General features: G+C 35.0%; 12 protein-coding genes. 6 read left to right on the top strand and 6 right to left on the bottom strand.

Annotation, left to right across the window (positions count from 1 at the left end; genetic code table 11):
- Window positions 1-24 precede the first annotated feature (24 nt).
- The 4 genes from B8T70_RS02200 to B8T70_RS02185 form a co-directional block, all read right to left on the bottom strand.
- Window positions 25-852, bottom strand: coding sequence for a transporter (locus B8T70_RS02200; RefSeq protein WP_039113555.1), 828 nt, complete (start codon window positions 850-852; stop codon window positions 25-27).
- A 103-nt stretch (window positions 853-955) separates the two neighbouring features.
- Window positions 956-1,975, bottom strand: coding sequence for an HAD family phosphatase (locus tag B8T70_RS02195; RefSeq protein WP_086893754.1), 1,020 nt, complete (start codon window positions 1,973-1,975; stop codon window positions 956-958).
- 59 nt (window positions 1,976-2,034) lie between these two features.
- Window positions 2,035-3,690 (bottom strand): arylsulfatase, encoded by a 1,656-nt coding sequence (locus tag B8T70_RS02190; protein WP_039118648.1) that lies wholly within the window; start codon window positions 3,688-3,690, stop codon window positions 2,035-2,037.
- A gap of 764 nt (window positions 3,691-4,454) precedes the next feature.
- Window positions 4,455-4,790 carry a single-stranded DNA-binding protein gene (locus B8T70_RS02185; RefSeq protein ID WP_086893753.1) on the bottom strand — a complete coding sequence of 112 codons (336 nt, stop codon included), beginning with the start codon at window positions 4,788-4,790 and terminating at the stop codon, window positions 4,455-4,457.
- A gap of 170 nt (window positions 4,791-4,960) precedes the next feature.
- Between B8T70_RS02185 and B8T70_RS02180 the strand changes: the two genes are divergently transcribed.
- The 3 genes from B8T70_RS02180 (at window position 4,961) to B8T70_RS02170 (ending at window position 9,427) form a co-directional block, all read left to right on the top strand.
- Window positions 4,961-6,490 (top strand): bifunctional GNAT family N-acetyltransferase/carbon-nitrogen hydrolase family protein, encoded by a 1,530-nt coding sequence (locus B8T70_RS02180; RefSeq protein WP_039113549.1) that lies wholly within the window; start codon window positions 4,961-4,963, stop codon window positions 6,488-6,490.
- Window positions 6,491-6,665: 175 nt separating this feature from the next.
- Window positions 6,666-7,013, top strand: coding sequence for a hypothetical protein (locus B8T70_RS02175; protein WP_039113547.1), 348 nt, complete (start codon window positions 6,666-6,668; stop codon window positions 7,011-7,013).
- 17 nt (window positions 7,014-7,030) lie between these two features.
- Window positions 7,031-9,427, top strand: coding sequence for a M20/M25/M40 family metallo-hydrolase (locus B8T70_RS02170; RefSeq protein WP_086893752.1), 2,397 nt, complete (start codon window positions 7,031-7,033; stop codon window positions 9,425-9,427).
- A gap of 34 nt (window positions 9,428-9,461) precedes the next feature.
- Here B8T70_RS02170 and B8T70_RS02165 read toward each other — a convergent pair whose 3' ends face one another.
- Together B8T70_RS02165 and B8T70_RS02160 are read right to left on the bottom strand one after the other, a co-directional pair.
- On the bottom strand, window positions 9,462-10,418 hold the full coding sequence (locus B8T70_RS02165) for a DMT family transporter (RefSeq protein WP_086893751.1): 957 nt from the start codon (window positions 10,416-10,418) through the stop codon (window positions 9,462-9,464).
- Window positions 10,419-10,578: 160 nt separating this feature from the next.
- Window positions 10,579-10,974, bottom strand: a complete 396-nt coding sequence (locus B8T70_RS02160; RefSeq protein WP_086893750.1) for a rhodanese-like domain-containing protein — start codon at window positions 10,972-10,974, stop codon at window positions 10,579-10,581.
- Between the two features lie 147 nt (window positions 10,975-11,121).
- Between B8T70_RS02160 and B8T70_RS02155 the strand changes: the two genes are divergently transcribed.
- The 3 genes from B8T70_RS02155 (at window position 11,122) to B8T70_RS02145 (ending at window position 13,391) form a co-directional block, all read left to right on the top strand.
- Entirely contained in the window at window positions 11,122-12,021 is a 900-nt protein-coding gene (locus B8T70_RS02155) for a LysR family transcriptional regulator (protein ID WP_086893749.1), read from the top strand.
- Window positions 12,009-12,464: a GNAT family N-acetyltransferase gene (locus B8T70_RS02150; protein ID WP_086893748.1), complete on the top strand. Its 456-nt coding sequence runs from the start codon at window positions 12,009-12,011 to the stop codon at window positions 12,462-12,464. The genes B8T70_RS02155 and B8T70_RS02150 overlap by 13 nt, the downstream gene beginning before the upstream one ends.
- Window positions 12,465-12,560: 96 nt before the next feature.
- A complete protein-coding gene (locus B8T70_RS02145; RefSeq protein ID WP_086893747.1) occupies window positions 12,561-13,391 on the top strand; it encodes an NAD(P)-dependent oxidoreductase in 831 nt (276 codons plus the stop codon).
- The last annotated feature ends 525 nt before the right edge of the window (window positions 13,392-13,916 follow it).

Here is a 13,916-nt window from a genome sequence, read left to right as displayed (position 1 = left end):
TATTTTTTAAAATTAAAAGTGATTTTATGAACCTGGAAAAACAAAAGCCAATACTGCTCTTAGTCCCCAATCTGGTTTAGATTCTGATGGTCCATCTATTGGGATTAATGGCATTAAGGCAAATTGAACGACTTGACTTCCTAATTTTGTTACCGCTCCTATCGAAGGGTTGAAAGATATTGTTGTTGTTTTTCCTTCCCAGTTTTGGGTTACTTCTACATTTGCGCCTAAACTGGCACCACTTTTAAAACTATGAGAAAGGAACGCTTGTATATAGAATTCATTAAAATCGGCGCGGTCTTCATTTCCTGCTACCGACCATATTTGGTTGGCAAGAAAACCTACCGAAAGTCCTTTTCCCTGATGCATGATTAATACACTAGGTCCTACCCCGAATTTCTCCGTTCCTAAAAACTTATCGGTTGCGGTTGGAACTAAAAATGCTGGACCAACTCCCCATATAATCTTCTCACTTTTGGGTGCAAAAAAAGCGGTTACAGTTGCATCACTTAATCCAAATTGATGTGTATTTTCACCTGTAATATCTCTTTGATCTACAATTGGAACTATATAACGGGTAATTAAATTTAGATTATCACTTAATTTAAAAGGAATTACCGGTTGTACGTTAACTGTATATTTAGATCCATTATAAGGACCAATACCATAATTAAGATTATTTTGCAATGGAACACTTATAAGACTCGCAACTGGATTTGCCAATTTATCTGCAAGTTCTTGTGCGCTTGCACCTGCTTTTTCTTCCTGAGCATTTGCTGTAAAATGAGTTAAAGAAATTACTATTACAATAAATGCTGATTTAAGTTTTAGAAATGGGGTAAAACGTTTCATATATATGATTTTAAAATGTTCTTAATTGTACTAATTAAAGGATACAGCTTTTAAACAAACAAAAAAGCTGTATCGCTTTAAAACCTAACCAAAACCAATAAAATTATTTATCTGCAAAAACCTTTTTCCAGTCTTCTTTCATGTTTACCACATGCCAGTTGTTTTTTGCAGCAGCATTCAATGATGCATTATCTTTTTCCTGATAACTAAATTCTCTTATCGAATCATTGTGATTTACTAATAATTGAAAAGATGGGTATTTGTTACCTTGGGTATATTTCAGCATTGCGATATCTCCAGCGCCACCTTCGTTACCACAAGCAAATACAGGTCGTTGCCCGATATGCAATTGAATTCCGACTGGTTTTCCTTCTTTATCATTTAATAAATCAAGAGCTGGTTCACGAGTGATATTACCAGTTGCAGCATCAAATTTGTATTTGAAAGAAGTACCTACAACTTGTTCTTTAGGGATTCCATAAAAATCGGCTGAGATTGCACGAACCAATTCTATAGTTCCACCTGTAACAATAAATGTTTTGAAACCATTAGCACGTAAATAGTTCAATAATTCCAATTGTGGTTGATAGCGAATTTGTTTCAACGGAACATTTTTCCCTGGATAAGTTGCTCCAGCAAAAAATTCCTTAACAGAACTCTCAAATTGGTCTTCGGTCATACCCGTATGGGTTGCAGCAACCAGTTCTATAAGTGCTTTATCCCCTCCTTTTGCGAAAAAATCTTTGTCTTTTTCAACAACAGCTTTGAATGGTTGCACTTTAGCCAATTCTGGTTTTGCCTCTACCATTTTTTTAACACGGTAAAAAGCAAACAATTCCTGAACATATGGCTTTTCAGCCCAAAGTGTTCCATCATTATCAAAAGTTGCAATTCTGCTTTCAACAGGAATAAAGTCGGGACTTCCTTCCTTAGTTACTTTCTCAACATAAGCTATGATGTCTTTTTTTAGTTTTCCATCATTCCAACTTGGTAACGGATCACCACTTGTTGCAACTGCTTCTGTTTTATCCGAAGTCCCAACCGCAGTTGCATCTTCTGTTTTGTTCTTACAAGAAACTAGTAGGAATAAGAATAAGGGTAATACATATATTTTTTTATACATAATCTGGGGTATTACGTTTATAAAAGATTGGGTCGTTATAGACCCAATCTCTCTTTATACTATTTTTTCTTTGCAGCTTGCGTGTCTTTTTGTATCGATTTTTTCAATTTGATATCCTGTAATACTTCTTCCATAATAGTTGCCGCAGAGAAACTTGGTGGTATAGAACGAGGAGGGAATTGCTCAAAAGTTTCAGCAAATGTTACAACTTCTGCAATATTCCCATATGCCAATTGAACATGATTCAAAATCCAATCCCAATAGGTGTTAGAAGTAAAATCGGCTCTTTCATATGGATCTTGATATAAATTGAATATTTTTTGCAAACGCAATTTGGTAAATGGTTCTGCCCACACCCCCATTGTTCCTATCATACGTTGCTCAGCATAAACAAACTTATAATCCCCCTGACGCAGTCCTACCAATAATCCGTCATCATCAGAGTAAAAGAATTTGTCTCTGGCACTTTTAGGTGTAGTTCCTCTCAAATAAGCCGACTGATCAAATCCATCTAAATGCACTTTATAGTTTTTACCATTGGCACTATATCCAGTTAAAGCTTTTTTTGTTAAATCTGGCTCACCTGCAATTGAAGCAAATGTTGGCATCCAATCATTATGAGATACAATTTCATTACTTACAGTCCCTGGCTTGATAACGCCTGGCCAACGTATCATACATGGAACTCTAAAAGCCCCTTCCCAATTGGTATTTTTCTCAGAACGAAATGGTGTCATTGCTGCATCTGGCCATGAATTCATGTGAGGTCCATTATCTGTAGAGTACATCACAATTGTATTATCGGCAATTCCTAAATCATCCAACGCTTTTAAAAGTTCTCCAACAGTCATGTCATGTTCGATCATACCATCATTATACTCACTATCTCCATGCGTATATTTACCTCTATGTTCTGGTCTTACGTGTGTACGTAAATGCATACGTGTACCATTCCACCAAACAAAAAATGGCTTGCCCGCTGCATTTTGTCTTTTTATAAAATCAATTGCAGCAGCAGATGTTTCGTCATCTACAGTTTCCATTCTTTTTTTAGTAAGTGGTCCTGTGTCTTCGATTCTTTGTTTTCCAATTTTTCCAAAGCGTGGGTCAACAGTGCCATCATCGGAATTTGTAGCTGTACATTTTAAAACACCTCTAGGTCCAAATTTTGCTAAATATGCCGGGTCTTTAGGATAATCCGGCAATTCTGGTTCTTCTTCAGCATTTAAGTGATACAGATTTCCAAAAAACTCGTCAAAACCATTTACTGTTGGTAGGTTCTCGTTACGATCCCCAACGTGATTTTTACCAAATTGCCCTGTAGCGTATCCTAAATTTTTCATGATTCCTCCAATAGATGGATCAAGTTGACTCATACCCATTGGTGCTCCTGGATAACCTACTTTGGTTAATCCGGTACGAATACCATGTTGTCCCGTTAAGAATGCTGCACGACCGGCAGTACAACTTTGTTCTCCATAATATTGAAGAAAAAGTTCTCCTTCTTTTGCAATACGATCAATATTAGGAGTTCTATATCCCATTAACCCGTTGCTATACGCACTGATGTTGCTAATACCAATATCGTCTCCCCAAATAACGAGGATATTCGGTTTTTTACTGTTTTGGGCTTCCAGCTGGGGAACTGCAAGACATCCTGCCGCAAAAACTAATATTGCGCCTTTTAATCCACACTTGTTAAATAATTGTTTCATAATAATAATAAAATTTGTTAATAATCCTTGTTGCTTTATAAATACTAAAAATGTGAACCTAAGCCCTATTTAACAAGTCACTTAAGGGATAAATATGTTCAACATTTATTTTACTTCTTTAATATCATCGTTTTGTAACCTTAGTAAAAATTGGTTACATAAAAGCGTATATAAATAAACTTGTATATGCTTAAATAAGGCCTACTACTATTTTGATTATTAATTCTTGATTTTGATTTCTCATTCATCGCATTTAAGCTTTTGTAAAATCCTGTTTACTATTACATCTATCGTTAGATACCTAAATAATAAAACCAAAAACGTACATTACTAGTTTGCAATTCATTGAAAAATCTGAAACAAGAATTTTCTTAAAATTATCATAAGGCAATCAAAATTAAATATTAAAAAAGAGCAACATGTCTAAGATGAGCTATCCTTCGTTTCATTTTATAAAATGGAACGTCAAAAAAATTGCTTTTTTCGTTTCATTTTTAAATATGAAACCTTAATAAAAGCGAATTAATCGCTATGTAAACTATAATCCTTATTTTATATGTACGATTTATCCCAGATTAGTGGTTTTCTCTTTTTTCAGGTAAATGGAAAGAAATGATTAAAATTTGTCTCTAAAAAAGTCATAGATGTAGTATTTGATGTAGTATTTTGTTTAAAAAGTTTTCTGAAATGATAAACAGAATTTAGAGCTAAAAAAAGTCCCATGAAAATCGTTTCATGGGACTTTAAAGTAATAAATGGGTAATCTATTTGTTTCCTAATAAAAGTAGTTCGTTTATAACGACTTCGGTTATAAAACGTTTCTCTCCATTTTTATCATCGTAGCTTCTGTGGGTTAATTTTCCTTCAATAGCAATTTCTTTTCCCTTAACAACATATTTCTCGATAATCTCGGCAGTCTTACCCCAGGCAATAAGACGATGCCATTCGGTTTGCTCTACTTTCTCCCCTTTATCGTTAGTGTATCTTTCATTTGTAGCAATTACTAAATTGGCTAACTTTTTACCTCCTTCTAGGTTTTTAATTTCTGGATCGTTTCCTACGTTTCCTACTAACTGTACTTTGTTTCTTAATGTACTCATGGCGTGTATGTTTTAAATATTTTATATTGACATGTCTCTCAAATCAACAAGGCAAAGTTGCGACAAGTAGGTATCGTTAATCGGTTGATAACTATTTACTTTCGGTTGTAACTACTTGTAAACGTTTGTAAATGGGAATAATTCATTATATTTGAGGAAAATCTCACATTATGCAGGCCAAAATTAATAAAGTAGAATTACGGAATTTAGAATTTGAGGACTACAAACAGTTGAAAAACTCTATGGTAGAATCCTATCCTGCCATGGCCGACTCTTATTGGAGGGTAGAGCATATTGAGAAATTACTCGAAATTTTTCCTGAAGGTCAATTAGTGATTCTTGTAGATGGAAAAGTGGTAGGGTCAGCATTATCGCTGATTGTCGATGAAAAATTAGTCGATAAAAAACATAATTATCTCCAGGTAGTAGGAAACTATACATTTTCGACGCATAATAAAAACGGAGAAATCTTATACGGGATTGATGTTTTTATTCATCCTAATTATCGTGGTTTACGTTTAGGAAGACGTTTATATGATGCCAGAAAAGAATTATGCGAGCAACTTAACTTAAAAGCAATTGTTTTTGCTGGTCGAATCCCGAATTACGCGCAACACGCCAAGAAATTAAGCCCGAAAAATTATATTGATAAAGTAAAACATAAAGAACTACATGATCCTGTGCTTTCGTTTCAGTTAAGTAATGATTTCCACGTTATCCGAATCATGAAAAATTATCTGGAAGGAGACGAAGCTTCGATGGAATTTGCTGTGCTTCTGGAATGGAATAATGTTTATTATGATGAAAGTCCGAAGTTAATTAATCTCGACAAAAGCATTATCCGACTTGGACTGATTCAATGGCAAATGCGCCAACTTAATAATATAGAAGCTCTTTTTGAACAATCGGAATTTTTTATAGATGTAGTTTCGGGTTATGGAAGTGATTTTGCTTTGTTCCCTGAACTCTTTATTGCGCCTCTTATGGCGGATTATAATCATTTATCTGAGGCCGAAGCAATACGCGAATTAGCCAGACATTCGGACCCGATTCGTAAGCGTTTTCAGGAATTTGCTATTTCTTATAATATTAATATTATTACGGGTAGTATGCCGTATATGGAAAACGGTAATTTATATAATGTTGGTTTTTTGTGTAAACGTGACGGAACATCCGAAATGTATAGCAAAATACATATAACTCCCAACGAAGTACAACATTGGGGAATGAAAGGTGGTTCGGAGATTAAAACCTTTGATACTGATTGTGGCAAAATAGGAATCCTGATTTGTTATGATGTTGAATTTCCTGAGGTTTCAAGAATTATGTCTGACGAGGGTATGAATATCTTGTTTGTTCCGTTCTTGACTGATACTCAAAATGCGTATGTTAGGGTAAAACATTGTGCACAAGCCAGAGCGATTGAAAACGAATGCTATGTTGCTATTGCAGGTTGTGTTGGTAATTTACCAAAGGTGAATAATATGGATATACAATATGCGCAAGCAGCTGTTTTTACGCCTTCGGATTTTGCTTTTCCTAGTAACGGAATTAAAGCTGAGGCAACTCCTAATACGGAAATGACATTGATTGTAGATGTGGATCTGGATTTGCTAAAAGATATTCATGAGCATGGTAGCGTGCGAATTTTAAAAGACCGCCGACATGATTTATATGAAATTAAGAAATTAAATCCATAAGAATATCGGGATTGGTAAGAAAAACAATTATCCTCATTAGCCCTGATAGAGCCGATATCCTCGTAACGTAGTGGAGAGATAAAGGCGAAAGCAGGAACGATGTTAACAAATAAAAACTATTGACTCGCTCATCATAACAAAGTAATTGAGCTGTTTAATATAAAAAAGTGAATCCATGAAAACATGCTTGGAATGCTCTGAAAAAATTGTAGGTCGAGAGGATAAAAAATTCTGCTCAGACAGTTGTCGGAATGCCTATAATAATAAAATAAACAAGGATAGTACTAATTTTATGCGTAACGTAAATAATAAATTACGCAAAAACTATCGCATATTATTGGAGTTAAATCCCGACGGAAAATCAAAAGCTACAAGAGATAAAATGCTTAGTAAGGGTTTTGATTTTGATTTTTTCACCAATATTATGGACACTAAAACCGGAAATACCTACTATTTTTTATATGACCAAGGATACCGTTCTTTGGAAAACGATTATTTTTTGCTTGTTAAGAAAGAACTCTAGCCCCCCAAAAATACCACATGAAAAAAACCATTCCCTCCATCTTATCTATTCTAGGCATACTTGCCGTACTAGCTTTTGTTTATGTCACTCTTAAACCACAATGGGTTTCTAAGGGTGAAGAAGCTCTTGCCGAATTTTCAACCGATAGAGCTTTGGCTCACGTTAAAGAAATTGCTCAGGAACCTCATTATGTCGGTTCGGCAAATCATGAAGTAGTAGCTCAATATATCGAATCTGAACTCAAGGAACTAGGTCTTGAAACTTCTGTTCAGGAAGGTTTTACAATGAGTGACTGGGGAAATCTGGTAAAATCTAAAAATATTATGGCCCGCATAAAAGGGTCTAACAATAGCAAAGCGTTGTTATTACTATCTCATTATGATAGTGCTCCGCATTCTTTCTCGCATGGTGCAAGCGACGATGCATCGGGTGTTGCAACGATTCTAGAAGGTGTTCGCGCCTTTTTGTACAGTAAAGAAAAACATAAAAATGATATTATTATCCTTTTTACCGATGCCGAAGAATTAGGTTTAAATGGTGCTGCTCTTTTTGTAACACAACACCAATGGGCCAAAGATGTAGGATTGGTTATAAACTTTGAAGCTCGTGGTACGTCTGGACCAAGTTATATGCTAATGGAAACTAACAGCGGAAATGCTGAGATGGTTAAAGAATTTGCCGAAGCTAAAACTACTTATCCTGTATCGAACTCGCTTATGTACAGCATTTACAAGATGTTACCTAATGATACTGATTTAACTGTTTTTAGAGAACAAGGTAATATTCAAGGTTTTAATTTTGCTTTTATAGATGACCATTTTAATTATCATACGCAACAAGATGATCTTGCTCATTTAAACAAAACTAGCCTAACACACCAAGGTAGTTACTTAATGCCTTTACTAAAATACTTCTCTAACAGCGATTTAAATCATGCTCCAACTACTGAGGATTTTGTTTATTTCACCATTCCGTTTACGTTTATAAATTATCCTTTTTCATGGGTTTTACCAATGACTCTTATTGCATTGGGTCTTTTTATATTCTTGATTTTTATAGGAAAAGCAAAAAGGATTATCACATTTAGTGACATGTTTAGAGGTTTTATCCCTTTGCTTGGTGCAATAATTGTTGCCGGACTTGTTACTTTCCTGGGCTGGAAATTAATATTACAAATTTATCCGCAGTATAACGACTTGCTAAACGGTTTTACATATAACGGTCATGCTTACATTTCTGCCTTTGTCTTATTGACAATCGCTATTTGTTTTTCATTTTACAATAGTTTCTCTGATACAAAAGTTACAATTAGTCATTATGTAGCTCCTTTATTTTTATGGATTGTTATTAATGGTTTACTTGCAAATAGTTTAAAAGGTGCAGGATTTTTAATCATTCCTGTTTACTTTGGGTTAATCTTATTTGCAGCTTATATAATTACTCAAAGAGTAAATTTATTCGTTAGTCTATTATTCAGCATTCCTGCTTTATTGATTATTGCGCCTTTTATCCAAATGTTCCCAATAGGTTTAGGATTAAAAGTACTTTTTGGAAGTGCAATTCTTACTGCACTAACTTTCGGGTTATTACTTCCTATTTTTGGTACATTTATAAGAAAAGGAATTTGGGCATTGTTCTTTCTTATCGCTTCGATTGGATGTTTTGCATGGGGCGGCTATACTTCTGGATATGAAAATGGTAAGGCAAAATCGAATAGTTTGTTGTATGTATATAATGCAGATACGGACAAGTCTAAATGGACAACTTATGATGTTAACCTAGACGAATGGACTCAAAAATATTTAGGGCAAGCCCCAAAAGATGCTATTGCCTTAAACAACCTTCCGCTATTTAGCAAATACAGCTCTGGGTTTACCTATAGCGCAGATGCTCCAAAAATAGCATTGGCAAAACCTACAATCGCTTTTCTACAAGATAGTGTGAGAGGAAATACAAGGTTCTTAAAAATTAAAATTACGCCTAACAGAAACGTAAATCGTTATGATATTTTTGGAGATCCAAAAATGGCTTTCAATAATTTTAAAGCAAACGGTACAGCACCTCTTGGACAAAAAGGAAGCCAACTGGAACGAAAAGGCGCTAAAGTTTTAAGTTATTATGTGGTGAACAATGAACCGCTTGTAATGCAATTTAGTATTGATGCAAAAACTGTTTTCGACATGACTTTAATAGAAAGTTCGTTTGATTTATTGACTAATCCATTACTTAAGGTCGAAAAAAGAGCTTCCTGGATGATGCCAACTCCTTTTGTATTAAACGATGCTGTTGTAATTAAAGAAAAAATAAAACCTTCGAAAGTAGTTTTAGACACTCCCGAAACAACAACTGTTGCTCAAGACAGTTTAAAAGTTGTAAAAGATAGCTTAAGACCAACTGCAATCACACCGCAATAATACAAGGTTTACACAAAAAACAAATCCCAAATTATCAAACTGATAGTTTGGGATTTTTGTTTACTACAAGTAAACATTCTTCATGTATTGTTATTGGTTTTTCTTTCTTTTTATAATTGATGATAAAAACTCCCAAAATAATCAATGCCGTAGCAATGATAAAATCAACCGTAATTACTTCTTCTAGTAACAACCAACCCAAGAATACAGCGATTATAGTATTGATATAAGACAAAATAGAAATTTGAACCGCCGTTACTCGCTTTATCGCATAATGGTAAGAGAAGAATGCGAGTACAGAACCAAAAACTGACAAATATAAAGCCGCAGAAAAGCTTCTTAAACTCCACGAACTTATATCTGGATTAGGAGAAAAGATAAAAGCCAAAACAAGCTGAACCAAAGTTGCAATTGCAAATTGGTAAAATAAATTGAGTGCAATTGTATTCGATTTATGCGCTTGAGCTTTGGTATAAACCGTTCCCGATGCCCAACCAAAAATTGCCATGCTTATAAATATAAGTCCGTGTTGGTAATTAGAATCTAAAAAAGCTCCAAGTCCGTCTTTAAATATAAAAACGACTCCCGAAAATCCTATTATAACACCTACAAAACCTTTTAAACTCGCTTTTTGCAATCCAACAAAAACGCTTCCAACAAAAATAAGTATGGGAGATAGTGCGCTCATTATCGATGCGAGTCCGCTTGGTAAAGTTTGTTCGGCAATTGTTGTGAACCCATTTGCAATAACAATCATTAATAAAGATGGAATTAACTGATGTCTGAAATTTGTCCAGCCAATCCATTTTAATTCTTTTTTAAATAGTAAAATAACCATTACTATTAATCCCGCCAATCCTTGTCGGATGGAGGTTACAAACCAAGGCGGAATCGTTTCCACCGCAACCCTGATTCCTAAAAAGGTTGTTCCCCATACAATCCCAACTGTCGCTAAACAGAGGAATAATTTATAATCTGGACTTTTTTCCATTATAATGAAATGTGTTTTTATTAATTATGAGAATCATTTTCTCGCTAAGTCGCAAAGCTTGCATTTGGTTTCTTTGCGTCTTTGCGAGAGATTTATTTGCCAAAGCATTATAGTGTCTTTCTTATTTTTGTGCCAGAAGGCTAAAACAGAAGGGCTATTCTTAACAAGCACATTCAATTTTCAATCCTGTTTGCTTTCCATTTGTGCCTTCGGTAGTATAACCGTCAAATTTCCACCATTCAATTCCTCCCATTAATTCTTTTACCTTAAATCCCAATCGGGTCATAGCAAGAGCGCCTTTTGTCGATGCGTTGCAACCAATCCCATCGCAGTAGGTTACATATAAAATATCTTTATCCAGATGTTTCGTGCTTTCAATGGTCATTTCGCGATGCGGGATATTAATTGCTCCTGGTATATGCTCGGCTTCAAACCCAAAAGTTTTTCGGGCATCTAGTGCAACTACTTTTTCACCATCGTTTAAAGCATCGAATAAATCTGAAGGATCCATTTCAAATGCTAGTTTGTTTTCATAATGTTTAATTTGATCTTCCATTATAGTATTGTTTTTAGTTATTTAACAATCCAAAATTAGAGCAACCACAACTGTAATAAAAACGAAAAGAATTCATGTATTGCATTACTTTTTTTCATGCAAATGCAAGTATAAATTTTTGTTCCTTTGTGTAAACAACGCTCAAAAATGGAAATAAGACATTTACGATTGATAAAAGCAATTGTCGAGGAAGGAAGTATTACCAAGGCTATTGATAAACTACATCTCACTCAATCGGCATTAAGCCACCAACTGAAGGAAGCAGAATATCAATTGGGTACTAAAATATTCCTGAGAGCAAACAAAAAACTGGTTTTAACTAAAGCTGGTGAAAAACTATATGGGATTTCTAATGAGATTCTGGACAAAATATCAGAAACTGAGCAAGAAATCAAACAAATGGTTTTTGGCGAGTATGGAGAAATCCGTATTAGTACCGAATGTTTTTCCAGCTATCATTGGTTGCCTTCCGTTTTAAAGCAATTTCACTTTGTATATCCAAATATTGAACTCAAAATTGTAACCGAAGCCACGCAACAACCCGTTCAGAAATTACTTGATAATGTAATAGACATTGGTATTGTAAGCGACATTATAAAAGATGACAGAATAAAATACCTCGAACTTTTTCAGGATGAAATGGTAATGGTTGTATCTGAAAATCATTCCTGGGCAAATAAAAAATATGTCGTAGCCGAAGATTTTATCAATGAACATTTAATCATTCATTCGCTACCGATAGAAAGTGTTACAATTCATCAAATGCTTTTGGTTCCTGCCAAAGTAACTCCCCGAAAAATAACTCCGTTGCCTCTTACCGAAGCTTCTATCGAAATGATTAAAGCTGATATGGGCGTTATGTCGATGGCAAAATGGGCATTGTTGCCTTATTTAAAAAACAGCCCGTTAAAAGCGGTAAAAATTGGCAAAAACGGCTTAAAAAGAAAACATTTCATTGCTATTAGAGAAAGTAAAGAATATCCGGACTATTTTAATCATTTTATAGAATTTTTACAAACCGAAATTCACCATCAATGGAATTTATAATACGAGATTGCAACACAAACGACTTAACAAAACTAGTCGATTTGTGCCAGAAACATGCCGAATACGAGAAAGCGGCTTTTACCTCTGAAGGGAAAGAAGACAAATTAAAACTTGCTTTGTTTGCTGACAATCCAAAATTATATTGCTTAATTGTCGAATTAAATGCAGCGATTATTGGCTATGCAACGTACACTTTCGATTATTCTACATGGGATGCCGCCGATTTTATGTATATGGATTGTTTGTATCTTGAGGATTCCGCTCGCGGGTTTGGAATTGGCGAAGCCATTATAGAAAAGCTTAAGCAAATTGCGATTGATAAAAACTGTATCAACATACAATGGCAAACGCCGACATTCAACACCAGAGCAATAAATTTTTATAACCGCATTGGAGCAAACGGAAAAGATAAAGTTCGTTTTTTTCTAGATTTCTTAAATTAAGGTGCAAAGGCACAAAGGCGCAGAGATACAAAGGAAATAACGCTAAGAATAAAACTTTCTTATCGAGAAAATACACACTGATTACAAGAAAACAAAATGACAAAAATTAGTATTTTAGGTTGTGGATGGTTGGGATTACCTTTGGCGAAAGCCATGATTACAAAAGGTTTTCTGGTAAACGGATCTACAACCTCAACTGAAAAAATATCGATATTAAAAGAATCCGGAATTAATCCGTTTTTAATAAATATCAATCATAACGAAGAGAATCCGCCTTTCGGCAAAAGTACATCAGGACAAATTGAAGCTTTTTTAAATGAAAGCACCATTCTTATTATTGACATTCCGCCCAAGTTACGTGGCGAAAACGCAGAAAGTTTTGTAGATAAAATCGCTTTCCTGATTCCGTTTATCGAAAAATCAACCATCGAGAAAGTACTTTTTATAAGTTCGACATCTGTTTATGGGGAAAGTAATTTATTAATAACCGAAGAAACAAAACCTGATGCCGATACCGAAAGTGGTAAACAATTGATAATTGCTGAAACTCTTTTGCAAAGCAATACCAATTTTAAAACTACTGTTCTGCGCTTTGGAGGTTTAATTGGCGAAGACCGAAATCCTATTAAATTTCTTGCTGGCAAAGAGAATGTCGAGAACCCCGATGCACCTATCAACTTTATTCATCAGGACGATTGTATTGGTATTATCCTAAAAATTATAGCATCCGACTCATGGAATGAAACTTTTAATGGCGTTGCTCCATTTCATCCTTCCCGTGAGGAATATTACACCCAAAAAGCAGCCGAAAAGGAATTAACTCCTCCTAAGTTTAATCATGAAAAAGAAAGCTTTAAAAAGGTTGTTTCGAGTGCTAAAATAGAAACGGTACTCGATTATTGTTTTGAAAAGGTGCAAAGGCTCTGAGGTGCTAAGAAACAAAGGTTCAAAGACGGAAAGGTTTTCTGTAGAGACGCACCGCAGTGCGTCTACGTAATATAGGTTTTCCATAATGTGAACGTATGTGAGGCGGAGCTCTGCAAGTAACTAATACATCTTATTCCTTAGATTGTGGAGCAACTAACGGAGATCCCTCAATTCTTCGGGATGACAAGATTGTCTACATAACCATAGCCCAAGGTTTCAACCATGGGCTACCGATTACGAGATAATGCATTCCAAATAATACATTGCGCTCCAACGGTTGAAACCGTTGGCAATGTTTGTAATGTGTTATCAATTACTCACAAAACAACCTCAAACTTGTCTTTCTGACGAAGGAAGAATCTCTACGAGTAACTCGACAAAGATTATGTAGCAACTAACGGAGATTCCTCAATTCTTCGGAATGACAAGTTTGTGGTAACTCTATGCGCAAACCAAAACCTTTGAACCTTTGTCACTCAGAACCTTTGCACCTCAAAACCTTAGAACCTTAGAACCTTAGAACCT

Source organism: Flavobacterium sp. AJR (genome assembly GCF_002156885.1).
In the GTDB taxonomy this organism is placed as follows: Bacteria; Bacteroidota; Bacteroidia; order Flavobacteriales; family Flavobacteriaceae; genus Flavobacterium.
Note: the sequence above shows the minus strand (reverse complement) of the source record. Positions and strands in the feature narration are given on the sequence as shown.

What these genes read in the sequence shown, in the direction of transcription:
- B8T70_RS02175 (WP_039113547.1), top strand. Translation starts at nt 6,666, where the DNA reads ATGAAAACATGCTTGGAATGCTCTGAAAAAATTGTAGGTCGAGAGGAT.
- B8T70_RS02155 (WP_086893749.1), top strand. Translation starts at nt 11,122, where the DNA reads ATGGAAATAAGACATTTACGATTGATAAAAGCAATTGTCGAGGAAGGA.
- B8T70_RS02160 (WP_086893750.1), bottom strand. Translation starts at nt 10,974, where the DNA reads ATGGAAGATCAAATTAAACATTATGAAAACAAACTAGCATTTGAAATG.
- B8T70_RS02165 (WP_086893751.1), bottom strand. Translation starts at nt 10,418, where the DNA reads ATGGAAAAAAGTCCAGATTATAAATTATTCCTCTGTTTAGCGACAGTT.
- B8T70_RS02190 (WP_039118648.1), bottom strand. Translation starts at nt 3,690, where the DNA reads ATGAAACAATTATTTAACAAGTGTGGATTAAAAGGCGCAATATTAGTT.
- B8T70_RS02200 (WP_039113555.1), bottom strand. Translation starts at nt 852, where the DNA reads ATGAAACGTTTTACCCCATTTCTAAAACTTAAATCAGCATTTATTGTA.
- B8T70_RS02150 (WP_086893748.1), top strand. Translation starts at nt 12,009, where the DNA reads ATGGAATTTATAATACGAGATTGCAACACAAACGACTTAACAAAACTA.
- B8T70_RS02180 (WP_039113549.1), top strand. Translation starts at nt 4,961, where the DNA reads ATGCAGGCCAAAATTAATAAAGTAGAATTACGGAATTTAGAATTTGAG.
- B8T70_RS02170 (WP_086893752.1), top strand. Translation starts at nt 7,031, where the DNA reads ATGAAAAAAACCATTCCCTCCATCTTATCTATTCTAGGCATACTTGCC.
- B8T70_RS02185 (WP_086893753.1), bottom strand. Translation starts at nt 4,790, where the DNA reads ATGAGTACATTAAGAAACAAAGTACAGTTAGTAGGAAACGTAGGAAAC.
- B8T70_RS02145 (WP_086893747.1), top strand. Translation starts at nt 12,561, where the DNA reads ATGACAAAAATTAGTATTTTAGGTTGTGGATGGTTGGGATTACCTTTG.
- B8T70_RS02195 (WP_086893754.1), bottom strand. Translation starts at nt 1,975, where the DNA reads ATGTATAAAAAAATATATGTATTACCCTTATTCTTATTCCTACTAGTT.